The 23606-nt window shown below is 44.0% G+C and carries 22 protein-coding genes and 1 riboswitch; of the genes, 14 read left to right on the top strand and 8 right to left on the bottom strand.

What is annotated here, in order from left to right; all coding sequences use genetic code 11:
* The first annotated feature begins 51 nt into the window (after positions 1-51).
* Complete coding sequence (locus tag AR334_RS04980) at positions 52-1770, top strand: aromatic amino acid hydroxylase (protein ID WP_066306142.1); 1719 nt, start codon at positions 52-54, stop codon at positions 1768-1770.
* 36 nt (positions 1771-1806) lie between these two features.
* On the opposite strand, the gene AR334_RS04975 is transcribed toward AR334_RS04980, so the two are convergent.
* Both AR334_RS04975 and mscL read right to left on the bottom strand, forming a co-directional pair.
* Positions 1807-2445 carry a Bax inhibitor-1/YccA family protein gene (locus AR334_RS04975; RefSeq protein WP_066306140.1) on the bottom strand — a complete coding sequence of 213 codons (639 nt, stop codon included), beginning with the start codon at positions 2443-2445 and terminating at the stop codon, positions 1807-1809.
* A gap of 52 nt (positions 2446-2497) precedes the next feature.
* On the bottom strand, positions 2498-2887 hold the full coding sequence (gene mscL / locus AR334_RS04970) for a large-conductance mechanosensitive channel protein MscL (protein ID WP_066306135.1): 390 nt from the start codon (positions 2885-2887) through the stop codon (positions 2498-2500).
* A gap of 285 nt (positions 2888-3172) precedes the next feature.
* Here mscL and AR334_RS04965 point away from each other — a divergent pair, with 285 nt between their 5' ends.
* The 4 genes from AR334_RS04965 (at position 3173) to AR334_RS04950 (ending at position 6862) form a co-directional block, all read left to right on the top strand.
* Complete coding sequence (locus AR334_RS04965) at positions 3173-3748, top strand: DUF6230 family protein (protein WP_066306132.1); 576 nt, start codon at positions 3173-3175, stop codon at positions 3746-3748.
* 13 nt (positions 3749-3761) lie between these two features.
* The gene (locus AR334_RS04960; RefSeq protein WP_066306125.1) at positions 3762-4148 is read left to right on the top strand and encodes a DUF6114 domain-containing protein; all 387 of its coding nucleotides are present in this window, start codon (positions 3762-3764) and stop codon (positions 4146-4148) included.
* A gap of 13 nt (positions 4149-4161) precedes the next feature.
* Positions 4162-5379, top strand: coding sequence for a hypothetical protein (locus tag AR334_RS04955; RefSeq protein ID WP_066306123.1), 1218 nt, complete (start codon positions 4162-4164; stop codon positions 5377-5379).
* A 250-nt stretch (positions 5380-5629) separates the two neighbouring features.
* Positions 5630-6862, top strand: coding sequence for an aminopeptidase (locus tag AR334_RS04950; protein ID WP_066306121.1), 1233 nt, complete (start codon positions 5630-5632; stop codon positions 6860-6862).
* 191 nt (positions 6863-7053) lie between these two features.
* On the opposite strand, the gene AR334_RS04945 is transcribed toward AR334_RS04950, so the two are convergent.
* On the bottom strand, positions 7054-8325 hold the full coding sequence (locus AR334_RS04945; RefSeq protein ID WP_066306112.1) for an MFS transporter: 1272 nt from the start codon (positions 8323-8325) through the stop codon (positions 7054-7056).
* A gap of 166 nt (positions 8326-8491) precedes the next feature.
* Here AR334_RS04945 and AR334_RS04940 point away from each other — a divergent pair, with 166 nt between their 5' ends.
* Positions 8492-10681 carry a DNA topoisomerase III gene (locus AR334_RS04940; protein WP_066306110.1) on the top strand — a complete coding sequence of 730 codons (2190 nt, stop codon included), beginning with the start codon at positions 8492-8494 and terminating at the stop codon, positions 10679-10681.
* Positions 10682-10959: 278 nt separating this feature from the next.
* A complete protein-coding gene (gene hutH / locus AR334_RS04935) occupies positions 10960-12471 on the top strand; it encodes a histidine ammonia-lyase (protein ID WP_066306096.1) in 1512 nt (503 codons plus the stop codon).
* Between the two features lie 47 nt (positions 12472-12518).
* Here the strand turns inward: hutH and AR334_RS04930 are convergent, their stop codons facing one another.
* Positions 12519-12728: a hypothetical protein gene (locus tag AR334_RS04930; protein ID WP_066306094.1), complete on the bottom strand. Its 210-nt coding sequence runs from the start codon at positions 12726-12728 to the stop codon at positions 12519-12521.
* A gap of 120 nt (positions 12729-12848) precedes the next feature.
* Here AR334_RS04930 and AR334_RS04925 point away from each other — a divergent pair, with 120 nt between their 5' ends.
* The 3 genes from AR334_RS04925 to AR334_RS28725 all read left to right on the top strand — a co-directional run bounded on the left by AR334_RS04925 (position 12849) and on the right by AR334_RS28725 (position 15304).
* Positions 12849-13223: a DUF1992 domain-containing protein gene (locus AR334_RS04925; protein WP_066306078.1), complete on the top strand. Its 375-nt coding sequence runs from the start codon at positions 12849-12851 to the stop codon at positions 13221-13223.
* Positions 13224-13630: 407 nt separating this feature from the next.
* Positions 13631-14755, top strand: coding sequence for a carbohydrate kinase family protein (locus tag AR334_RS04920; RefSeq protein WP_066306076.1), 1125 nt, complete (start codon positions 13631-13633; stop codon positions 14753-14755).
* A 260-nt stretch (positions 14756-15015) separates the two neighbouring features.
* Positions 15016-15109: riboswitch (cyclic di-GMP riboswitch) on the top strand.
* Positions 15110-15139: 30 nt separating this feature from the next.
* The gene (locus AR334_RS28725) at positions 15140-15304 is read left to right on the top strand and encodes an anti-repressor SinI family protein (protein WP_082692793.1); all 165 of its coding nucleotides are present in this window, start codon (positions 15140-15142) and stop codon (positions 15302-15304) included.
* A gap of 22 nt (positions 15305-15326) precedes the next feature.
* On the opposite strand, the gene AR334_RS04915 is transcribed toward AR334_RS28725, so the two are convergent.
* The gene (locus AR334_RS04915) at positions 15327-15653 is read right to left on the bottom strand and encodes a DNA-binding anti-repressor SinI (RefSeq protein ID WP_066306073.1); all 327 of its coding nucleotides are present in this window, start codon (positions 15651-15653) and stop codon (positions 15327-15329) included.
* A gap of 255 nt (positions 15654-15908) precedes the next feature.
* Here AR334_RS04915 and map point away from each other — a divergent pair, with 255 nt between their 5' ends.
* A complete protein-coding gene (map, locus tag AR334_RS04910; protein WP_066306071.1) occupies positions 15909-16664 on the top strand; it encodes a type I methionyl aminopeptidase in 756 nt (251 codons plus the stop codon).
* Between the two features lie 32 nt (positions 16665-16696).
* Here the strand turns inward: map and AR334_RS04905 are convergent, their stop codons facing one another.
* Entirely contained in the window at positions 16697-16921 is a 225-nt protein-coding gene (locus AR334_RS04905; RefSeq protein WP_066306069.1) for a DUF1128 domain-containing protein, read from the bottom strand.
* A gap of 197 nt (positions 16922-17118) precedes the next feature.
* On the opposite strand from AR334_RS04905, the gene AR334_RS04900 reads away from it, so the two are divergent.
* A complete protein-coding gene (locus tag AR334_RS04900; protein WP_066306066.1) occupies positions 17119-17481 on the top strand; it encodes a YtxH domain-containing protein in 363 nt (120 codons plus the stop codon).
* A 140-nt stretch (positions 17482-17621) separates the two neighbouring features.
* Complete coding sequence (locus tag AR334_RS04895; RefSeq protein ID WP_066306063.1) at positions 17622-18458, top strand: YihY/virulence factor BrkB family protein; 837 nt, start codon at positions 17622-17624, stop codon at positions 18456-18458.
* Between the two features lie 231 nt (positions 18459-18689).
* Here the strand turns inward: AR334_RS04895 and AR334_RS04890 are convergent, their stop codons facing one another.
* Together AR334_RS04890 and AR334_RS04885 are read right to left on the bottom strand one after the other, a co-directional pair.
* Complete coding sequence (locus tag AR334_RS04890; RefSeq protein WP_066306058.1) at positions 18690-20603, bottom strand: heavy metal translocating P-type ATPase; 1914 nt, start codon at positions 20601-20603, stop codon at positions 18690-18692.
* Positions 20604-20767: 164 nt separating this feature from the next.
* Entirely contained in the window at positions 20768-21943 is a 1176-nt protein-coding gene (locus tag AR334_RS04885; protein WP_066306049.1) for an MFS transporter, read from the bottom strand.
* Between the two features lie 185 nt (positions 21944-22128).
* Here AR334_RS04885 and cax point away from each other — a divergent pair, with 185 nt between their 5' ends.
* Positions 22129-23196: a calcium/proton exchanger gene (cax, locus tag AR334_RS04880; RefSeq protein ID WP_066306046.1), complete on the top strand. Its 1068-nt coding sequence runs from the start codon at positions 22129-22131 to the stop codon at positions 23194-23196.
* Positions 23197-23606 lie beyond the last annotated feature (410 nt).

The following is a 23606-nucleotide window of genomic DNA, read 5'->3' as shown; positions in this document are numbered from 1 at the left end:
ATAGAATACTATTTTATAGATAACAATTTTTAGAAAAAGGGGAAGATTGCGGTGACCAAAAAGATTCCTGCCCACTTGCAACAGTTCATTTCGAAGCAGTATTACCAACAGTATACACCTATTAATCACGCGGTGTGGCGGTTTGTGATGCGGCAAAATCATTATTACTTGAAAAATATTGCTCATTCGGCCTATGTAAATGGCCTGAAAAACTCGGGTATCAATATTGAATCAATCCCAAAAGTTGAGGAAATGAATGAGAGTCTGGCAAAGGTTGGTTGGGGGGCTGTGACGATTGACGGCCTGATTCCAGGGGCAGCCTTCTATGGTTTTCTTCAAAACGGGCTCCTGCCTATTGCGACCGAAATTAGAAAAATTGAAAATATCGCCTATACGCCGGCGCCGGACATTATCCATGAAGCGGCAGGGCATGCACCGATACTATTAGATAAATCCTACCGCGAGTTTGTCCGTAAAATTGGAGAAATGGGTGCAAAGGCGCTTTCGAGCAAGGAAAAGCTTGATGTATTCAAGGCGGTGCGGAATTTAACCATTGTTGCCGAGGATCCCCAATCAACGCCTGAACAAGTAAAAGAGGCGGAAAATCTGGTAGCGGAGGCCCGAAAAAAGGTCAAGGGATTAACCGAAGCGGACAAGGTTTCCCGGCTATTTTGGTGGACGGTTGAATACGGGTTAATCGGTGAGCTTGATAACCCCAAAATCTATGGGGCCGGACTGCTGTCCTCCGTCGGTGAAAGCCAAAGCTGCTTAGCCCGAGAGGTAAGAAAAATACCTTTTTCGGTTGAAGAATGTATCAACACTCCATATGATGTAACCAAGCCGCAGCCGCAGTTATTCGTCTGCAAAAACTTTGAGGAATTAGTCGCCAAGATTGATGATTTTGCGGGGACGATGGCTTTCCGTAAAGGCGGGACCGAAAGTCTTGAAAACGCATTAAGAACAGAGAGCACCGCCACAGTTGTTTTTTGTTCCGGACTACAGGTAACTGGAATAGTGGGAGAAATTAGTAAGGATGAAGCCGGGGAAGCCATCTATTTTCGGACTAAGGGACCTACAGCCTTATCCTATGATGACAATCAGTTAGCCGGACACGGCACTGAAACCCATCGGAAGGGCTTTGGGACACCAATCGGACGATTAGAAGGACGGCAAGCACTCGAGGATTGCACCGAAAAACAATTACACGATTTAGGAATCACCGAAAATCGTAAAACGAGCTTAAATTTTGAAAGCGGTATCAAAGTGGACGGAATCGTTAAAAAGCTTCATCTTGTCAATGGTAGCCCCATTCTAATCTCGTTTCAGGATTGCACCGTATCCTATAAGGATCAAATTCTGTTTCAGCCTGATTGGGGCACCTATGACATGGCAGTCGGGGCCTCAATTACCTCCGTTTTTGCCGGTGCCGCGGATCCGTATTCTTATTTTGATATGCAGCCGGTCCCGGAAATAGAGGAGCAAGGGGCAAGGGAAAATGAGAGTGAACTTGAAAACCTGTATAGTGCAGTTCGCACGATTCGCGAACAAAACGAATGGAATCCTGCGGAAGTAGGGAAGATAGCCGCCACCCTGGATGAAAAATACCCTAGCGATTGGCTGCTAAGGCTTGAAATACTTGAACTCTATCAACAATTCGAGGAAAACAATCCCAACATTTCGGGGCTAGTAAAGGCACTAGAACGACCGGTCTGGAGTCCGTCAATCAAACAACTTATTCAACGCGGTCTGGAGCTAATTGAAAATAAATAGGAGCATGGGGATTTGCCCCATGCTCCTTTTACATTATTAGTCTCTGCTATTCAAAATCCCAAAAATACGCAATATGCTGATGAATAGGTTAACAAAGTCCAAATACAGGCTTAAGGCCATCCATGGCACATCTTCCGCCCGTACGCCATAATGCTTCATTCTACTGATATCAAAGAGCACGTAGCCGCTGAATACCATCACGCCGATAAAGGAGTAGGCAAGCATGCCCGTTGAGCTTAACGGGAAGAAAATATTAAAGATTCCGATTGCCACTAACGCGAGAAGCGCAGCGAGCAGGAATCCGCCCAGGAACGAGAAGTTGCGTTTTGATTTGGCCGCGTAGACAGCAACGCCCGAGAAAACAATCGTGGTCGTCGCAAAGGCCATGACAACAACATTTGCCCCGGCAGTTGATGCGTAATAGGCGACAATCGGATATAACGTTATACCGGAGATAAACGTAAAAATATAAAGAAAAGAATACGAAATGGCTTTTTTTCGTCTAAAAAACACGGCCGCAATAATCATAACCAATTCCAAAATTGCCAGCGGCATAAATAATGCCGGCGGGACATAAACTCCGGCCATCGTGCCCAGGAAGGCGACGGCAAGCGATAAGGCAAATGTCCGCAATACTGAAGGCATAAATTCAGTAGATGATGTTTGAGTATACAATTCTCTTCACCTCATAAATGGTATCTTACACTTAAATTATACGTACAAGTCATCAGTGAGTTTCATTTTTTCGTAAAAAATCTTTATCTTCTTTTAACAGATCCCGGATTTCAGCCAACAGTTCTTCGGTGCGGTCGGCCTTTACTTCCACTTTCACTTCTTCTTTCTTCTTTTTAAAGCGGTTCAGAAACTTTACAAATAGAAAAATAGTGAAGGCGATAATGAAGAAGTCGATGACATTTTGTAGAAAGGCACCATATTTAATGCTTTTAAAGGCCAGGTCCTCGACATTCACCTTTCCTGTTATTAAAACAATGATTGGCATAATGATATTATCAACTAGCGAGGAGACGATTTTACCGAACGCGGCACCAATCACAACCCCGACAGCGAGGTCGATGACATTCCCTTTCATCGCAAATTGCTTAAATTCATTCCACATAGAAGCTACCTCCGTTACAAGCTTATAGCTAAATTTTAACGTTTAATCACGTTTACCGCAATATTGGGATATGTGCTTATTCCTTAAGGCCTTAACAGCGAGCGGCATCCGTTTTGTTTTTGGCTTCGAGCTTATGAACCGCGGCAATAAAAATATAGTACCCTTGTCATATGTTGGTCTGTTTTTTTACTACTACAGACATATTGGAAAATTTTTCATCAAAGCCCTATAATAGTACTATACCGTATCGTGAATCTTTTTAATTTTCAGATTAGGAGGGGGAGTATGATGGAGAATCCAGTTCAACCATTGGAGGGCACTACGAGTAAAAAGGTATTTTGGTCAGCCCTGGCCTCAGGATTTTTAGCCCTGGGTCTGCTTTTGGTATCATTCGGCGTTTCGGGGGTAGCCTATGCTGTCCCAATTGCAGGGGTAGGGGATTTTTATGTTGAGTTTGATAAATTAGTAGGAAAAGGCTATACCTTCTATCCGAAGATGGGAAAAACGAGCAGCTCCGATTCTGCCCCGCAGGGAACCAATATTATTGAAACCTTGACCATTGATAATTTGCAGCTATATAAGGACTTTCAAGTCGGGGGCGAGTGGATTCGCGTTAAAATTACCGCTTCCAAGCCAGTGCAAATTAGCGGGCTGCAGCATGACGCTGGCCTAATCGAGGCCAATGCCAAGTTTGAAAATCTGGTGTTGGAGGAAAATAATAGCAGCGATTGGCAAAAGCAATTCCAGCAAACATCGTCAACGATTGTTTTGGAAAATGCGAAACTGAAAACGCATTACCTATTCCAAAAAACAATTAATATGAACGGAATGAAGTTGACTGTCGAACGAATAAAGAAATAAGGGGGCGAGTTAGATGGGGTTAAAAACATGGCGGAAAAAGCGGCCACTTTGGGGCGCGCTCTTGACCGTCATAAGCGGCCTGATGATTTTATGGATTCCATTAAACCTTTATCTAAGCACCTTCCTGCCGGGGTCGATTGCTATCATAGGCTTATTTTTCGGCGGAATGATTATCTTGATTGGGATACTTGCGTTTATTTTTCCAAATGCTTCACGGATTCTCGGAATTATGACGATTTTTCTCTCGATTCTTTCAGTGATTGGGGCATTGGGCGGTTTCCTCTTCGGAACGATTTTGGGTATTATCGGCGGTTCGCTGCTTACGGCCTGGCAGTTGGGGCCGGCTAAGGCGAAATCCACCCGTACCAACCCGATAGAAGAGTCAGTACACACCTTCTAAAGGAGAGTAGTCTATGTGGTGGAAACGAAAATTCATTTTGATTTGTTGCAGTCTTGCGCTTCTGGTATCCTCAGCAGTTATATTTAGCGAGGGTGTGAACGCCGAAGAAGTAGATACAGAGGGGTTTATTATTGAGGCGGACCGGGTTGTTGGTTCGGGAATGACAGCTTCATTGGTCACGAGGGAAACTTCGAAAAACGATGGAAAGCCGATGCTCCGGTTCCAATATAATTCGGCCACCATCTATGGAATGAAATTGACGAAGCAGGTTCATTCCGATAAAGGTCCTGTCAGTATTACGTTAAATGCAAAAGGGCCAGTAACGGTTTATGGGATGACGGTGGATGCATCGGCGATTTCGTTTAAGGGAGCCTGTGTAAAAGCAACGGAAACAGTCCCTGCGTTGGGGATGGAAAATGTCGTCATGGTTGCCCATTATATGAAATCGGACAACAGCGTAATCGACAAATTAACATTAAATACCGTATCCGGTAGTGTAGGACCGAAAAAGCCGGGACAGGTAAAAATCCTGCAAGATTTGGCGGGACTCCCGATTGAACAGCTGAAAAAAGAGATTGCGAGAATCTCGGCGGGGCATCTTCCGCTAACATGTGAGGAAGGGAATGCCTCCGAAGAATTATCAGGCCCGGTTGGATTGATTCCCAACCCGCTTGATGAGGTGATTGGCGGAGTCAGCAAGCCGCTTGACCCTGTAATGGGGGTGCTTGACCCGGTGTTGGACCCGTTGAAACCGGTGCTCGACCCAGTACTTGACCCATTGAAGCCGGTACTTGACCCCGTGGTTGGGGTGCTTGAACCGGTAACCAAGCCGCTTGGGCAAGTTCTGAAGCCGTTAGAGCCGGTGCTAAAGCCGCTTGAACCTGTCCTCGAGCAGCTAGAACCTGTTGTCAGCGGAACAACCGGAGCGGTTGATCAAGTGGTGCAAACCGTTTGTCAGCAGGTGCAAGCATCCGGTGGCGTGATTACCAAAGAACTCGGATTGGTATTGATTGACGAAGCACTTACCAAAAAAGTGCCATTAAATCAGGTTTGCCCGACTAACAGCTCCGTCACATCGGTTGTTGTCAATCTTCAGGAGAGCTTGCTGAAAACCTTGGGACTGGGGAATTTATTGGGGAAATTGATTCCGTCCGACCCGATGGAACAGTTGAAAAAAATGCGTGAGGAAATCTCGAAGACACCGGACGGCACGGTAATTTATAGGCCGTAGATTGGTAAGTGAAAGAGCAGTGGATGAGGAGAGAATCCTTTGACGCTGCTCTTTTTGTTATGGGAACGGTTACTTTAACCGATGATTGGAGGGGCAAGAATTAAAGGAGGTAGGTTCATAGCGTCCGGATGGTGGGAGGAATGGGCAGTTGGGTAACTATGAAATCCTCATGCCCAAATACAAGCTATCGGTTTATTTTTCCAACAATAAAAGTTACAATATAAAAGATTCAGAAAAAAGGAGAATACATATGAGTGAATTTCAAAAAAACCTTGAGAAATATGCCGAGCTTGCGGTCAAGGTTGGCGTAAATATCCAAAAGGGGCAAACGTTGGTGGTCAACGCCACGTTAGATGCTGCCGAGTTCGTTCGCTTGGTTGTGAAAAAAGCCTATGAGACCGGAGCCCACAATGTCATTGTCAACTGGACTGACGATACGGTCACAAGAACAAAGTACGAGCTTGCACCTGATGAGGCTTTCAATGAATATCCGCTTTGGCGCGCCAAGGAAATGGAAGACCTGGTGGAAAAGGGAGCGGCGCTTATGTCTGTTGTTTCCTCTAGCCCCGACCTGTTAAAGGGAGTCAATCCTGAGCGCATTGCTAACTTCCAGAAGGCGGCCGGCAAGGCATTGACGAAACAGCGACAGGCCGTTCAATCTGACAAAGTCAGCTGGACCGTTGTCGCGGCTGCATCGCCTGTCTGGGCTGCCAAGGTATTTCCGAATGCACCGGCAGACAAACAAACCGAGCTACTATGGGATGCGATTTTTAAAGCGGTACGGGTCGACTCTGAAAATCCGGTTGAAGCCTGGAAAAAACACGACGAAAGCCTTCATGAAAAGGTCCGTTATTTGAACGAGAAACGTTATGCCAAGCTTCACTACAAAGCGCCAGGCACAGATTTAACCATCGAGCTTCCGAAAAATCACCTATGGGTGGGCGCCGGCAGCGTCAATGAAAAGGGCGTTGAATTTATGGCTAACATGCCGACCGAAGAAGTGTTCACCGTTCCATACCGAACTGGCGTAAACGGCACGGTGACCAGCACAAAACCGCTTAGCTACGGCGGTAATATCATTGACAATTTTTCGATCACCTTTGAAAATGGAAAAATTGTTTCGGTGAAGGCGGAGGAAGGCGAGGAGGTGCTGAAGCGCCTTGTTGAAACGGACGAAGGCTCGCACTATCTCGGCGAAGTTGCGCTAGTTCCTTACGATTCGCCAATTTCGCAATCGAACATTTTGTTCTTTAACACATTGTTTGATGAAAATGCCTCTAACCATTTGGCAATCGGCAGCGCTTATGCCTTTTGTATTGAGGGTGGAAAGAAGATGTCGGCCGAAGAATTGAAGGAGAATGGGTTGAATGAAAGTATCACTCATGTCGATTTCATGATCGGTTCCACTGATATGGATATCGACGGCATTACGGCTGATGGAAAAATTGAACCAGTGTTCCGTGGAGGAAACTGGGCATTTTAAAAAATTTGGCACCATGGTTACCTAAAAGGAATCATGGTGCTATTTATTTTGTTTGTTGAGCACACAGGGGAGATTTCTGCGGACAAAATCAACCCGCAAAGAAGCAAAAATGTCCGAAGACGGGCCAACTTCGGACAAAACCACTGCCAAAAGAAGCAAAAATGTCCGAAGTCTAAAAGCCAGACCCCTCACTAAGCACCCAATTTCATCGACTTTTTCTCAGCCGAATAGAACATCAGCCAATATAATGCAGCACTAAATAGCGCCAGAATAAACAAAACGAAATAGGTCCAGTTGTAGCCGATCCATACCGTCATTGGGATGGACAGCGGGGCAATCGTCCTGCCTAGGGTAAAGCGCAGGCTTGATGCCGCAAAATACTGGCCTCGCATGTGCTCGGGTGCAATCTTTGACACAAAGCTCTGTTGAAGCCCGACCCCCATTAGCTCGGCAAACGTAAAGACGGCCATCCCCATGATTAAGCCCCAAATCCATTGGGTTTGACTGAAAATGATCAACGAAGCGCCGTAAATAACCGAGGAGAGCACAAACACGTTTCTTTCACTATAACGGCTCATCCATTTGGTCACGGCAACCGTCAATAACGCTACGAGGAAGCCGTTTTCAGCCAGCACAATCCCAAAGGCTTGCTCGCCGCCCACTTTAAATGACCAATCTCCGAAAGAAAACAGAATTTGATTATGGATAACATCCTTGATATAAACAGGCAGCAATAGGTCCAGTTGCATGAACGTCTGCCCAGCCAGTACACCTGCCGCAATAAACAGCAAAAATGTTCTATCCTTTACAATCACCGAATAATCCTTCAGCTGATTAAGCAAAAATTGATACCATTTTCCGTTTCCGGATAACCCGGCTGCTTTTTGAACAGGTGCCGTTTCCTTTGTCCACCTTGCCAGAATGAAGCCGAGTGCGATACAAACAATGCCGGCAATCAGCAATAACTCAAAGCGGTAGCGGGCATAAAATATTCCGCCTAAAATTGGACCGATAACCACTGCGATATTAATTGAGGTATAAAAAATGGCAAAAACTTGGCTTCGATGTTTTTCCTCGACCACATCTGCGACCATCGCCTGGCTGGCCGGCCAGTAAAACGAACCGAAAACCCCGGCAACAGCAAACGCGATAAACCCGACCCATGGCGACTGATACCAAGGGGAACTTGCAAACGCAAAGACAACAAAAGACAGCCCTTGGCCGATTGCCGACAGCACCATCATTCGCTTCCTGCCGAAGCGGTCGGCGCAATAACCGCCCATCAGGTTGGCAACCACCGAGAAAATTTGTGAAAAAACGAGTAAAAATCCCGCTTTATTTTTTCCAAAGGCATCGGCAAAATAAATTGCCAAGAACGGGAAAAACATCCAAAAGGTAATATTCATCGCCGCCTCGCCAAACAGGCGGACCTTTAAATTCGAGTCCCAATCTCTTATTCTCATACTAGTATCCTCATTTCCATTTGCTTGCCAATACATCATACTATTCTCGCAGAAGATTACACAAGAAAAAAACAACAGGACGGGCACGGACCATCCCCCCAAGTTACATTGTCATAAGCACGTATGTTATAGTTAACGTACGGAAATTGAAAGGATGTATTTACTTATGAGCAAAAGTATCGTAATTGCTGAGAAACCATCTGTCGCCCGTGATATTGCACGTGTTCTCAATTGTAATAAGAAGGGCAATGGATTCCTTGAAAGCGATAAATATATTGTGACGTGGGCACTTGGGCATCTGGTCACGCTGGCTGACCCGGAAAGCTACGATGTGAAATATAAAACATGGAAATTGGAAGACCTGCCAATGCTGCCGGAGCGGTTGAAATTGACCGTCATTAAGCAGACCGGAAAACAGTTTAATGCCGTTAAAAGTCAGCTTGTCAGAAATGATGTCAATGAAATCATCATCGCGACAGATGCTGGGAGAGAAGGAGAATTAGTCGCCCGCTGGATTATTGATAAAGCAAAGGTCAATAAACCGATAAAGCGGCTATGGATCTCATCGGTTACCGATAAGGCCATTAAAGACGGCTTCTCCCACTTGAAGCCAGGCAAAGCATACGAAAACCTATATGCCTCGGCTGTCGCCCGGTCGGAAGCTGACTGGTATATTGGCCTAAATGCAACCAGGGCGTTAACCACCAGGTTCAATGCCCAATTAAACTGCGGACGCGTGCAAACACCTACTGTTGCGATTATCGCTGCACGCGAGGACGAAATCAAAAACTTCAAACCGCAAACCTATTACGGCATCGATGCCCAAACATCCAACCAACTAAAGCTGACTTGGCAGGACCCAAAAGGAAACAGCCGTAGCTTCGATAAAGACAAAATCGAGGCGATTGTAAAGAAGCTTGGCAGACAGAATGCCGTTGTAATGGAAATTGAGAAAAAGCCGAAGAAGTCTTTTTCACCAGGTCTTTACGATTTAACAGAACTGCAGCGCGATGCGAATAAAATCTTTGGATACTCTGCCAAGGAAACGTTAAACATCATGCAAAAGCTATACGAGCAGCATAAGGTGTTAACCTATCCTCGAACCGATTCGCGTTACCTTTCTTCCGACATTGTCGGGACTCTTCCGGAACGGTTAAAGGCATGCGCGGTTGGAGAATATCGTCCATTTGCTAATAAAATTTTAGCTAAACCGATAAAAGCTACCAAGGCATTTGTCGATGACAGCAAAGTGTCCGATCACCATGCCATCATTCCAACGGAAGGTTATGTAAACTTCTCTGCCTTCTCGGATAAAGAGCGAAAAATCTATGACTTGGTCGTTAAGCGGTTTTTGGCTGTCTTATTCCCGCCCCACGAATATGAGCAATTAACGCTTCGGGCAAAAATCGGTGATGAGAACTTCGTGGCCAGAGGAAAAACTATTTTATCCATGGGATGGAAAGAAGTATATGCAAATCATTTTGAAGAAGACGATGCGGCAGAGGACATTAAAGAACAGATTTTACCGCGCATTGAAAAGGGCGATACCTTAAATGTAAAACTGATCGCACAAACATCGGGTCAAACCACGCCACCTGCTCGCTTTACTGAGGCAACATTGCTTTCGGCAATGGAAAACCCTGTGAAGTACATGGAAACAAACAATAAAAAACTTGCTGAAACATTAAAGTCGACTGGCGGCCTAGGTACTGTTGCGACACGTGCTGACATTATCGATAAGCTATTTAATTCGTTCCTCATCGAAAAGCGCGGCAAGGACATTCATATTACGTCTAAAGGGCGTCAATTGTTGGATTTGGTGCCGGAGGAGCTGAAATCTCCCGCATTAACCGCTGAATGGGAGCAAAAGCTTGAGCAAATTGCTCATGGCAAATTGAAAAAAGAAGTATTTATCACCGAAATGAAAAACTACACAAAAGAAATCGTTGCTGAAATTAAGGCAAGCGATAAAAAATACAAGCACGACAATATCTCTACGAAAAATTGCCCGGATTGCGGCAAGCCAATGCTTGAAGTGAATGGCAAAAAAGGCAAAATGCTCGTCTGCCAAGACCGAGAATGTGGACATCGTAAAAATGTAGCCCGTGTCACGAATGCCCGCTGTCCGCAATGCCATAAAAAGCTGGAACTGCGAGGCGAAGGAGAGGGCCAAATCTTCACCTGCAAATGCGGTTATCGTGAAAAACTCTCAGCTTTCCAAGCCCGACGTGATAAAGAATCCAAAGGGAAAGTTGATAAGCGGACTGTACAAAAGTATTTAAAAAATCAAGACAAAGAGGATGAACCTTTGAATAATGCGCTGGCAGAAGCATTAAAAGGCTTAAAATTTGATTAAAGAAAAAAAGGGGGGCTACTTTAAATAGGAGTCCCCTTTTATTTGTTATTCTGCTAAAGTGCTATCGTGCTAAAATTCTGAAAATTTAATTGACAAGTCAAGGTTGCCTCACATACAATTATTATCAAAGCAATAATTTTTGGAATGGATGATGAGACATGCGGCATCGCCAAAAAATCAATGTAAAGTCTATTATAGAGGCTGGACTCCAAATCTGATAAGAAATGGAATCCAGCCTCTTTCTTTATTTTACTAAAGTGGTAGAGGAGTGGGATGGGATGATTACACTAACAGGCAATAGTTTAACATTAGAGCAAATGAAGGAAGTATTTTACAGAAAGCAAAAGGTTCGAGCATCGGAAGATAGTATGAAGGCGGCGGCAAAGAGCCGAGAGGCAGTCGAACGGATTGTGTCGGAACGCCGGGTTGTGTACGGTATCAATACCGGGTTCGGTAAGTTTAGCGATGTGTTAATTGATCAAGCCGATGTCCAAGACCTGCAACTTAATCTGATCCGTTCCCATGCCTGCGGTGTCGGAGAACCGTTTCCGGAGGTAGTCGCGAAAGCAATGGTGTTGCTTCGTGCCAACGCGCTGCTAAAAGGTTTTTCCGGAATTAGGCCGATGGTGATTGAAAGACTAATTGACCTTGTAAATAAAGACATCATTCCGGTGATTCCACAGCAGGGCTCCCTCGGTGCAAGCGGCGACCTGGCACCGTTATCCCATTTGGCATTAGTGTTAATTGGCGAGGGCGAAGTTTTTTACAAAGGAAAGCGGATGGAGGCACTAACAGCACTGCAGCAGGAGGGAATCCAGCCAGTGACATTAGAGGCCAAAGAGGGTTTGGCGCTTATCAATGGCACTCAAGCGATGACGGCAATGGGCGTTATCGGCTACTTAGAAGCGGAGCAATTGGCTTATGAAAGTGAGCTCATCGCGTCGATGACCATTGAAGGGTTAAACGGTATCATTGACGCCTTTGCCGAAGAGGTCCATGTCGCGAGGGGCTACCGGCAGCAAATCGATACGGCAGCAAGGATCCGCCAATATTTAAGCGACAGCCTGTTAACTACGATGCAGGGGGAGCTTCGCGTACAGGATGCCTATTCATTAAGATGCATCCCGCAGGTTCATGGTGCATCGTGGCAGGCGCTTGATTATGTGAAAGAGAAACTGGAGATCGAAATGAATGCGGCGACGGACAATCCGTTAATTTTTGATGATGGGGAAAAAGTCATCTCCGGCGGGAATTTCCACGGGCAGCCGATTGCCTTGGCGATGGATTTTATGAAAATTGCCGTGGCAGAGCTGGCAAATATATCAGAACGGCGGATTGAGCGGTTAGTGAATCCGCAATTAAATGATCTGCCGCCATTTTTAAGCCCGCAGCCCGGTCTGCAATCCGGGGCGATGATCATGCAATATGCAGCAGCAGCTCTCGTATCGGAAAATAAAACGTTGGCCCATCCGGCGAGCGTCGATTCGATTCCGTCTTCTGCAAACCAAGAAGATCATGTCAGCATGGGTACCATCGCCGCAAGACATGCATATCAAATTATCCAAAATGCGCGACGAGTTCTTTCAATTGAAATGATTTGTGCGATGCAGGCTGTCGAGTACCGCGGTGTCGATAAGATGGCGACTCACACCAAATCTTTTTACGAAAAGGGCAGGGAGCAAGTGACTTCGATTAAGCAGGACCGCGTGTTTTCAAAGGATATTGAAAAATTGACGCAGTGGTTGAAAACAATCGAATTCCACCAATTCGTCAGAAGCTTGACACACTAAGAAAAAGGCTGTCCGCAATAAAGGGCAGCCTTTATAAATCGGAAGAGCTAGTCCTGCTCCGTTTGCTCAGGAAGCCAGCGACCGGTGTCCTGACGCTGCTCTTCTTCTTCCATTCTATTTTTAAATGCTTCCTGGACGACGATTAGCTCTTCATCCCCAGGCGCCTCTTCCGTTTTCTTTTCAGCCATAAAGGCGTTTTTCGGGAATTCACCCGGATGATTCTTGTTTTTGTGGTTAAAATGCTGTCCACGTGCCAACTGCAACACTCCTTTCGTCTTCGGTGATAGCATTCCCAATCAAATGAAAAATCATTACCGCAATATAGACAATCTTGCTATACTAAACATAGTGGGTATGCTTAAAAAGGGGGACGAAAAATGGATATGTTTCATATTGTCTCGGAAGATCGAATTAAAAAGGCATACAGAGATGGGGATTTTGACAACCTTAAAGGATTTGGAAAACCGCTTGAGCTCGAGGATTTATCAAGCATACCGGAAGAGCTGCGGATGGTTTACAAAATATTGAAAAATTCGGGCTATACCGAGGAAGAGCATCAACTGCGAAAAGAAATGATGACCATTGAGGACCTAATTAGAAACTGCGATGACAGCGTTGAAAGAGAAACCTTAGCGCGCAAAATGAACGAGAAACTGCTAAGGTTTAATCAATTAATGTCCAAGCGCGGAACCAAAACAAATTCGGCTTTATTTAAAAACTACGAATTGAAAATACAAAATAAATTAAAATAACAAATTCCAATAAAAAAAGCTGAATGAAGATGTGTCGGTTAAAATCACTCTTCACCAGCTTTTTCTTCTGATTTTGCCGGCTTGCACATTTTGTCAAGCATAAATCCGGCAAACACTATAAACGCAATGGGAATGGTAAAGTTTAAAACATGAACGACTGTCAAAGTTGTTCGTCACTCCTTTCTAATTGACGGAAAATTATCAATATTAAGTGTATTTACAAGTTGTAAATATTATATTCTATTTGTCACAATTTAGACAAATATTTTCGTTATAATAATTTAGCGTAATTTCACTCCTATTCGACATTCCTTTTTTTGATGGTGAAATTATCCAAAAGGATTTTTCCAATTTATATCGTAATAGTATTAAGGTAGAAAAAATGCCGTTTGGAAGAGGTGCCGACAATGAACAATCTTGAAGCAATGGTCTTGGAAATGGTTAAGTCGAACCAGTTTATATCCGAGCAGCAGATATCCGAGAAAACAGGCTTGTCCCAAGCGGAAATTGGCACAATCATTTCCTCTTTGATTCAATCTGGCAAAATCATTGGCCGTGCCTTTGTGCTCCCTGAGGAAAAGAAAGTTCTTTGTATTGGCGGTGCCAATATTGACAGGAAAATTCAAGTTCTCGACCAATTAAAGTTCGGGACATCCAACCCATCTGTCAGTACGAAATCAAAGGGCGGGGTTGCAAGAAATGTCGCGGAAAATTTGGGCCGCCTAGGCATCACAACTTCGTTATTAGCCTATATTGGCAAAGATACTGAAGGCGAATGGCTCCTTCAGGAGACAATGGATTATGTAAATATGAATCCTACAAAAATCATTAACGGAAAATCAACCGGAACCTATACAGCGGTGCTTGATACGGAAGGTGAGATGACGGTTGCTCTTGCCGATATGGCTATATATGATGAGGTAGAGGAACATTTTGTGGAGAGGAATTGGCATCACCTGCAAAACTCGGAGATGGTCTATCTTGATACCAACTTCCCAATACCGGTTATCCATCAAGTAATTGAAAGTTGCAGAGAGGCAGACATCCCAATATGCATTTCCACGGTTTCCGCCTCTAAGACCAAAAAGTTGCCTGCTTCTCTAGAAGGTGTCACATGGGTGATTGCCAATCATAAAGAGGCAGAAGCCTTATCGAATTTGGAAATCCGTACGGAAGGAGACTTCTTCCGGGCTGCGGAGGTCATTTTGAGAAAGGGTGCTGAGCGTGTTGTCATAACTCGGGGAAACCAGGGGTTAATTTACTTTACCAAAGACGGACGGGCGGGGGCATTGGTCGCACCGGAGACTTTGGTCATCGATGTCACCGGAGCAGGGGATTCGCTCACAGCCGGGATTCTTTTCGGGCATTTAAAGGGGCTCCATACCGAGGATTCCTGCAAACTTGGGCTGGCATGTTCACTGATTACGATTCAATCCAATGAAACGGTAAACCCGGAACTAAATTCACAGAAACTTATCTCTTTTTATCAAAAATACTTTACTACAGGTGTCACCCAGCGAGGATTTCTATAAAATTCCTTAAAAAGGAGGAGATTTCGACCCAAATCTCCTTCTTTCTTTTTTAAATTTGACTTTAATCATAATAGCAAGAGATGGCTTTTGTAAAAGTTTGGCGAGTTTTGTCCGAAAAAGGAGTTCGGAAATTTGAAAATATTGACAAAAACTAACACAATGTTAGGAAAGAACTAGATATAATTTACCTATCTACATAAGGAATAAGCCTTAAGGCCTAACATAGAGAAATAGAGTACAAGGGCACAAGGTCGGAGGTAAACAGAAAAAGGCAAACCTGTTGAAAAGCAGGGACGCAAAGCTTGCGGGTCTAAGGTAAGTGCGGAGATTTACTAGGATGGCCGAGCTGCCTGGAATACGGAGGTATTTTAGGAGGAAAATAACATGAGTACGGTGATTGGGCGAATGGAAATAATCGACAACGAATGGCTTGCACTTATCTTGGAAGCGAAAGAACTGGGATTATCGGTAGAAGAGGTGCGGGACTTCCTGAATGGAAACAAGGCGCTGGATCTTGGAACAGAAAAAAAAGCATCCTACAAAAATTAATTATTTTGTAGGATGCTTTTTTTTAATTCTTTCCTTGTTTATTCCGCCATTGAGTAAATTCCAAAAACTCGCGGAATTGGTCTTTGGAAACGCCGGAAGTCATCGCTTCCTTTACAAGATTCATCCAATCACTATCCAACTCGTTTTTATCGACTTGTTCATGGATTAAATGTTCAACAGGAATATTTAACACACCCGCAATCTTTTCTAGAAACTGAATGGAAGGATTTTTTTGCAGGTTTCTTTCAAGAGAGCTTAAATAAGATTTCGCAACTCCTGCTTGCTCTGCAAGTTCAGACAGTGACATTCTTTTATCTTGGCGGAATTTTTTTACGCGGTCACCTATCATTGAGCCTCACACACCTATGAAATAATTTATATGTATATTCTAACAAAAAGAAAATTAAAGCACCATATTAAGAACAAGCCAATGTGACAAAAAAATGAATTTTACGAAGAAATGATAAATTTTTTCCCAATAAGAAAGTAATTTTGAAAAAATATCCGTATAGAGTTAAGATAAGAGGTGTTGCCATTATCTTAACCAATTCGCACCATTATGTTCATTATATATTAAATTAATTCAAAAAGGCGGGGAACATAGATGATTGTCCTAAAATCACAGCGTGAAATTGAGGCCATGAAAAAGGCAGGAGAAATTTTGGCCGCCTGTCATAAGGAAATTGCGAAGCTGATTAAGCCAGGAATCACCACTTGGGAAATTGATCAATTCGTAGAACAGTTTTTGAAAAAACATAATGCCACACCCGAGCAAAAAGGCTATAAGGGATATGAATATGCCACCTGCGCCAGCATCAATGATGAAATTTGTCACGGTTTTCCTCGAAAAGAGCCTTTAAAAGAAGGAGATATCGTCACGATCGACATGGTTGTCAATTACAACGGGGCGTTGGCTGATTCCGCCTGGTCCTACGCAGTCGGAGAAGTTTCGGAACAAACCGAACATCTTTTAAAGGTAACCAAAGAGGCATTATATCGCGGGATTGCTCAAGCCGTGCCAGGGAATCGTATTGGCGATATCGGCCACGCGATCCAAACCTATGTGGAGGGTGAGGGACTATCGGTTGTCCGCGACTTTATCGGCCACGGGATTGGTTCATCTATTCACGAAAAACCGGACGTACCTCATTACGGTTTGCCCGGTAAAGGCCCGCGAATCAAAGAAGGCATGGTCTTCACCATTGAACCGATGGTCAATATCGGGATGCTGTTTACCCAAATGGATGCTAACGGTTGGACAGCGAGAACGGTAGACGGCACGTATTCGGCTCAATATGAACACACTATTGCCATCACCAAAGACGGCCCAATCATTTTGACAGACCAGGATGAAATATAAATATAAAAAAACAGATCGCGCTGATCTGTTTTTTATTTTTTACGTAAACTTCCTAGTTCTTCAACAAGTGCCTGCATTTCACTCGGGCTGAACGAATTTTTCCGTAGAACCATTTCATAAATTTCTTTTAATTCCTCATACATTTCTTCATCAAAGTGAGACGGCTTAATCGCTCCGAGGTTTAAAACCTTTAATTTCTCTTTAATTTGCTCAATCATATACTCGACATTTTCAACTGATTTTTGCGTCAAATCCATTTTCGGTCATCCTTTCCGAATTCATATGTTCATCTTTTCATGTTGACTGATACATGTCAATACTTCATCTCGTAATAGTGTTTACAGAAAAATAAACCGGGTAAACTTGCATAGGAAACGTAGATATCGCAAAATAAATGAAGGGGAAACATTTTTGGCAGGATTTTCTTTTTACATAGAGCTAAGGAGAGGTTAACATGACAAGAAAAAATCAGTTTTGGAAGGGAATGTTTTTCGGGGCACTTGCGGGTGGTGTAGTAACCTTGCTTGATAAGGATACTCGTGAAGCGATGAAGGAACATGTGAAAAAAGTATCCGGAGTGGTTTCAGAAGTAGTTAGGCATCCCGGTGAAATGGCCGAAAAAGTGAAAGGAACTGCGGCAAAATTAAAAACCACCTTTGAACAAGTCAGCGAGGATATTTCCTTCATCGTAGAAAAAGTAGACGAATTACGGGAGCTGACGCCGAAGGTAACGGATGCAATTAAGGAAACGAAGGAATCCCTCAGCACAGACGATGAACTATTGGAAGAGCTGCTTGAGGAAAAAGAATATCGCTAAGCTAATTTGGGGTATATCAATTTTATTTACGGAATTGGGACTGTTATACGCAGAATTCAAAGTTTTATTTGCGAATATGAATTGTTTAATTGCCATTTTCGGCCGTTTATTTGCGGATACCAATTTGCAGAGGTGATGGAATGAAGGATAAAGGAAATGTCCGCTCGTCATTGCTCCGATTGCTCTGGCATCGGATTGACGAGGATGATCTTCCGGGAATGAGTGCCCAATTGGCTTATTATTTTCTTCTTTCTCTTTTTCCGTTATTGATTGTGCTGTTTTCAATTCTTCCTTATTTACCGATTCATGAGCACGATATGCTGGGCATGATTCGCGGGTTTGCTCCTGAGGAAGCAATGCAATTAATTGAAAAAAACGTAACTGAAATTATGAGGCACCGTCACGGGGGGCTGCTCTCGTTCGGGGTTATCGGGACGATTTGGTCGGCGTCCAACGGCATTAATGCCATCGTCAAAGCGTTCAACAAAGCCTACAATGTCGAGGAAAGCCGCTCATTTTTAGTTTCTAGGGGAATGGCGATTCTGCTGACATTTGGGATGATCCTTGTTTTCCTCGTTGCCATCATTTTACCTGTATTTGGCCGGGAAATCGGCATTGTGCTATTTTCCCAATTTGGCTACTCGGAAGAATTTATCCGGCTTTGGAATACCATTAGCGTCGCAGTCAGTGCGGTGATATTATTTCTGATTTTTACCGGCTTGTACTGGGTCGCTCCGAATGTTAAATTGCGCTGCCGAAGTGCGTTTCCAGGGGCGATTTTTGCGACAATCGGCTGGATTATTTCTTCACTTGGATTATCATTTTATGTCGGCAATTTCAGCAATTATACGGTCACGTACGGGAGTATCGGCGCGATCATCGTGTTGATGCTGTGGCTATATATTTCCGCCTTCATCATCATCTTGGGCGGGGAAATCAACGCCTTTTACAGTGAAGAAAAAAAGACAAATTGCTAATAGTTACCTTTATCGAAACTAACGCCGCGGTCCAAACTAGGATAGAGGGGGTAATCCTCAAGAAAAACAGGAGGTTTGGACAATGACAAAGCATACAAAAAAAGATGGCAGCACTAAGCAGAAAAGCAAGGGTGCAAAAGGCAATAAAACATCAGGATCTGCAAACGGGTCCAACAGCTATCACTAAATACTTATGAATAAAGTAAAAGGCCGGGTGATGCTCACCCGGTCTTATTTTAACAACCTTAAACTGTTTAAAATAACAAGAATCGTGCTGCCTTCATGGCCGATGACACCAAGCGGCAAATCGATTGATTGGAAGAAGTTTGAAGAAATAAGCACCATGATGACGGTGATCGAGAAAATGACATTCTGCTTAATGATTCTGTTCATGCGCTGAGACAGGCGGATGGCTTCGGCTATCCGCGGCAGGTCATTCTTCATCAACACGATATCGGCTGTTTCCAAGGCCACATCGGTTCCTTCCCCCATCGCTATTCCGACATTGGCGATTGCCAGTGCCGGGGCGTCGTTGATCCCGTCACCGACCATCGCCACCGTTTTATACCTATCTTTTAATTGTTTTAGATGGTCCACCTTTGATTCCGGCAAACATTCGGCATAGTACTCGTCAACATGGGATTCAGCAGCAATCGCTTTGGCCGTATTTTCGCTGTCGCCTGTCAACATAATGGTACGAATGCCTTGCTTTTTTAGATGGTCAATGCCAAGCTTCGTTTCTTCGCGGACAACATCCTTCAAGGCAATTACCGCACTTAGTTCGCTGTCAATCTCAATAAAAACGAGGGTATTGCCTTGAGCAGCCAACTCCTTTGCCATCCCTCCGGCAAAGTTCTCAGCATGATCCTTTCCTACAAAGGCCGCTTTCCCTATTTTCCACTGCTGACCGTCTATGTTCGCTTTAACGCCCCAGCCCGGGACATCCTCCAAACTATCGGGATGTAACAAATGATTCTTAACACTTCCCTTGGCGAACTTAACAATTGCCTGAGCAAGAGGATGGTTGGAATGGCTCTCAATGGAAGCGGCTTTCCAAATCAGGTCGCTCTTGTCGAGCCCCTCCTTGACTAATACATTGGTAACCTCAGGTTTGCCTTTTGTCAGCGTCCCGGTTTTATCAAAAGCAATCGCACCTAAATGACTGAGATTTTCGAGATGCACGCCGCCCTTGACGAGAATTCCATGTCGTGCACCGTTTGAAATAGCCGATAGGGTAGCAGGCATAATCGATGCGACTAACGCACACGGAGAGGCAACCACAAGCAAAATCATCGCACGGTAAAAGGCTTCATGCCAATTCCAGCCCAGTAGAAACACAGGGAGAAAGAACATCGCGATAACCACAAGCAAGACTACCTTTACATAGGTCCCTTCAAAGCGTTCAATGAATTGTTGTGACGGCGACTTTTCGCTTTGTGCTGATTGCACCAATTGGATAATCTTTTGAAACAGCGTATCGCTGCTTTCTTTTGAAACTTCCACAGTAATCGAACCGGTCATGTTAACGGTTCCAGCGAAAACCTCTTCCTCAGTGCTCTTGGACACAGGCATCGATTCACCGGTTATGGCCGCCTCATCGATATTGGTATGTCCCTTGACAATGATGCCATCGGAAGGTATTCGTTCACCCGGTTTAATTAATATTTGGTCGCCCACCTGAAGGTCGTCGACAGAAACGCGCTTTTCATAGCCGTTGGTGATCAAAGTAGCTTCTGCAGGCTGCAGCTCCATTAAAGCAGAAATTTCTTTGTGGCTCTTATTCATCGTGTATGTCTCAAGCGCACCGCTAACGGCAAAGATGAAGATTAAAATCGCTCCCTCTGTCCAATATCCTATGATTGCCGAGCCGACCGCGGCAAAGATCATCAGCATTTCCACGTTCAATTCCTTATTTTCATAAGTGGACTCAATGCCTTCCTTTGCCTTGGCGAAGCCGCCAATCACAAACGCGAGCAAATAGGCGATAATCGAATCGGCCCCCTGGCCGTACTTATCTAGGAGCCAGCCGGCAAGGATGAGAACCCCGCTTAATCCGGCAGCAATTAGCTCGGCGTATGGTTTTATTTTTTCTAAAAAGCTCACCTTCTGAATTCCTTTTGTGAGTGCCTTTGTTTCTGGAACCATGTTTTCTCCCTCCTAATTGAGAAAAATAATCAAACTCACAACCCCTAAAAAACACGAAAGCTGTCATCAAATGTGATGACAGCAGTTTTCTTCTGTAAAAAATATTTATTTTGTTACCTTTATTTTACCATACATTCTATGCCTTAGATATGATTTTGCTCAAATTAATTTTTATGCTGGGCGAAAAGAGCCGCTTGTTTTCCAAACATAAAGACGCTTACGGAAACAGCGAGGAGCAGGACGCTGATAATGTAGAAAAAGCTGACATTCTGAAAAAATTTAATAAATAATCCGCCGATAATTGGGCCGAATAAGCTGCCCAAGCTAAAAAAGATACCGCAAAGCAAATTTCCGGTTGGCAGCAGGTTCCTTGGAACCAGGTCCGCCATGTAACTGATTCCAAGCGAGAAGGTGGAACCGACGACCATTCCAGAAATCAGGATGGCTGCTGCTAGGCCAATGAACGATTGTTCGAGAAAACTGGCCGCAGTAAAACTACAAAATCCGAGAAAGAGGATGGTCATTAATACCTTTCTTCGGCCATATTGGTCACTAAGCACCCCTAATGGAAGCTGGGTGATGATACTCCCAATGGCAAACGCCGATAAAACTACCGAAACACTGGAAACATCGATATCTCTCCTTAGCGCATAAACGGGGAAGCTGCCGTTTAACGACGATTCCAAAAATCCGTAAACAAGCGGCGGCAGGAACGCCACCCAGCCATATTTTATTGCTTCTTTGAATTGTTTGATCGTCGCAAGAAACGAATTGATTTTGACTTCCTGCTCCGGCAGTTCATTCTTCAAGGTGAAGACAAAAACCCAACCCGCTAAACAAATAATCGATGAGACAATAAATGGCAGGGCTTCATTTAGATCGACAAGCGGAGTCATCAGCGGTCCGGTCGCAAAGCCGATACCGAAAAATAGCCCGTAAAGGGAGATATTCCGGCCTCTTTTTTCAGGAGAAGAAAAAGAGGTAATCCATGTTTGTGTCGCAAAATGCAAGGCGTGATCGCCGATGCCGATTAATAGCCGCAGGACAAACCAGAACCAGAATGATTTCCACATCGGAAACAATGTCAGTGATGCAATCACAAGCCCGCCGCCGAAAATGATGATTGGTTTATAACCGTATTTTCTGAGCGGTGGTTCCATAAATGGTGATACTAACAAAATTCCTATATAAAGGGCCGTCGCGTTTAACCCATTTAACGAGGAGGACAGGCCGTCCTTTTCAAAAATTACGGCAATTAACGGCAGGAGCATCCCTTGTGAAAAACCGGAAACCGCCACAATGCTGACCAGGACCCAAAACCGCAGTTGATTTTTATTCATAAGCTTTCCTCAATTCAAAATTAGTTACAAACTGATGGTATCCCAGAAACTTACGCATAAGCAAGAAAAATGTTGCGTCCGAATTTGAGAAAATGATACTCTTTAAATGAAAATTTTGGAATTTTTAGGGTAATATAATGGATTAGAAACAAGAGATAGATTCAACAGAGATATGGAGGAAGCTTATGACAAATAAAATTTTTATGCTTGGGACGTTCATCGGTGTTCCGCTTTCTGTGATTGGAACACTCATGCATTGGCCGACGATGGTCCTTTTTACTATTTATTGTTTATCGATTATTGCCCTAGCCAGTTACATGGGGCGTGCCACAGAAAGCCTCGCGATCGTCGCTGGACCACGGATTGGCGGCTTGTTAAATGCCACGTTCGGAAACGCGGTCGAGCTGATTATATCGATTTTTTCCTTAAAAGCCGGGTTGGTGGGAGTCGTCCTTGCTTCCTTGACCGGTTCTGTGCTTGGGAACCTACTGCTTGTGGCGGGGCTATCGTTTTTCATCGGGGGGTTAAAGTTCAAACGGCAGAAATTCAATGTCCATGATGCCCGACATAATTCCGGCCTGTTGATGTTTGCGATTATCGTGGCTTTCGTCATTCCAGAAGTTTTTTCAATGGAAATGAATGAACCTAAAACATTAACATTAAGTATTGGCATTTCGATTATTCTAATCGCGCTTTATCTGGCTGCGTTATTCTTTAAACTGGTTACTCATCGCGGGGTTTATCAAAGCGCGGAAAGTGAAGCTGCTGCAGCTGCAGGACATCATGAGGAACCTGAATGGGGAAAGTGGAAGGCCATTATCATCCTTTTAATTGCAACTCTTGCTGTTGCTTATATTTCCGAGAATCTGGTTCATACTTTCCACTATGTTGCCGAATCGTTTGGCTGGACCGAACTATTTATCGGGGTAATCATCGTGGCAATTGTTGGTAATGCTGCTGAGCACGCCTCAGCTGTCCTTATGGCCGTTAAAAATAAGATGGATATCGCTGTGGAAATTGCAGTTGGCTCCACCTTGCAAATTGCCATGTTTGTTGCACCAGTACTTGTGTTGTTTTCACTGATGTTCGAAACGAAAATGCCGCTTGTTTTCACATTGCCAGAATTAATTGCAATGGTCAGCTCTGTTCTCTTAATGGTTATTATATCCAACGATGGTGAGTCCAACTGGTTCGAAGGTTTAACCTTGATCGCAGCCTACTTCATTATGGGAATTGGCTTTTTTCTGTTATAAAAAAGAAAAGACTCTGTGCCGCTTGGGCGTAGAGTCTTCTTTCATATGAATTCAAATTAGGGGTAATACGGTGTTTCATCATCATCTGAACCTGTTCATGTATGGGTAAATAATCAATCGCTTTTTCCTGGGACCATCAATCACCAACCTTCATGTTTGTTAAAATAGAGAAACACGAGTGTTGACTGTCATATATGTGAGTAATCCCAACCTCCTTAAAGATATTCGATAAATGGGTTAGCCGATTGATTGCAGCCCTCCTTTTTGAAAGGTTAAGTCCATTATAAGTGATAATTTAAATTTTGTAAATGTTCAGATTATTACAATTATATTACTTTCTTCATGAGCATCATGGCGCGGAACGAATGCCCAGTTTAGAAAGATGCAAAATAATTTTATTGCATGGGCCA

The organism is Bacillus sp. FJAT-29814, from assembly GCF_001510715.1.
Taxonomy (GTDB): Bacteria; Bacillota; Bacilli; order Bacillales; family Cytobacillaceae; genus Neobacillus.
The sequence above is the reverse complement of the archived record's forward strand: the minus strand, read 5'-3'. Positions and strand labels throughout refer to the sequence as shown.

Coding starts and splice junctions, on each gene's coding strand:
- AR334_RS28725 (WP_082692793.1), top strand. CDS start 15,140: ATGAGTACGGTGATTGGGCGAATGGAAATAATCGACAACGAATGGCTT.
- AR334_RS04920 (WP_066306076.1), top strand. CDS start 13,631: ATGAACAATCTTGAAGCAATGGTCTTGGAAATGGTTAAGTCGAACCAG.
- AR334_RS04925 (WP_066306078.1), top strand. CDS start 12,849: ATGGATATGTTTCATATTGTCTCGGAAGATCGAATTAAAAAGGCATAC.
- AR334_RS04915 (WP_066306073.1), bottom strand. CDS start 15,653: ATGATAGGTGACCGCGTAAAAAAATTCCGCCAAGATAAAAGAATGTCA.
- AR334_RS04950 (WP_066306121.1), top strand. CDS start 5,630: ATGAGTGAATTTCAAAAAAACCTTGAGAAATATGCCGAGCTTGCGGTC.
- hutH (WP_066306096.1), top strand. CDS start 10,960: ATGATTACACTAACAGGCAATAGTTTAACATTAGAGCAAATGAAGGAA.
- AR334_RS04890 (WP_066306058.1), bottom strand. CDS start 20,603: ATGGTTCCAGAAACAAAGGCACTCACAAAAGGAATTCAGAAGGTGAGC.
- AR334_RS04960 (WP_066306125.1), top strand. CDS start 3,762: ATGGGGTTAAAAACATGGCGGAAAAAGCGGCCACTTTGGGGCGCGCTC.
- AR334_RS04905 (WP_066306069.1), bottom strand. CDS start 16,921: ATGGATTTGACGCAAAAATCAGTTGAAAATGTCGAGTATATGATTGAG.
- AR334_RS04940 (WP_066306110.1), top strand. CDS start 8,492: ATGAGCAAAAGTATCGTAATTGCTGAGAAACCATCTGTCGCCCGTGAT.
- AR334_RS04895 (WP_066306063.1), top strand. CDS start 17,622: ATGAAGGATAAAGGAAATGTCCGCTCGTCATTGCTCCGATTGCTCTGG.
- AR334_RS04900 (WP_066306066.1), top strand. CDS start 17,119: ATGACAAGAAAAAATCAGTTTTGGAAGGGAATGTTTTTCGGGGCACTT.
- map (WP_066306071.1), top strand. CDS start 15,909: ATGATTGTCCTAAAATCACAGCGTGAAATTGAGGCCATGAAAAAGGCA.
- AR334_RS04945 (WP_066306112.1), bottom strand. CDS start 8,325: ATGAGAATAAGAGATTGGGACTCGAATTTAAAGGTCCGCCTGTTTGGC.
- mscL (WP_066306135.1), bottom strand. CDS start 2,887: ATGTGGAATGAATTTAAGCAATTTGCGATGAAAGGGAATGTCATCGAC.
- AR334_RS04955 (WP_066306123.1), top strand. CDS start 4,162: ATGTGGTGGAAACGAAAATTCATTTTGATTTGTTGCAGTCTTGCGCTT.
- AR334_RS04965 (WP_066306132.1), top strand. CDS start 3,173: ATGATGGAGAATCCAGTTCAACCATTGGAGGGCACTACGAGTAAAAAG.
- AR334_RS04885 (WP_066306049.1), bottom strand. CDS start 21,943: ATGAATAAAAATCAACTGCGGTTTTGGGTCCTGGTCAGCATTGTGGCG.
- cax (WP_066306046.1), top strand. CDS start 22,129: ATGACAAATAAAATTTTTATGCTTGGGACGTTCATCGGTGTTCCGCTT.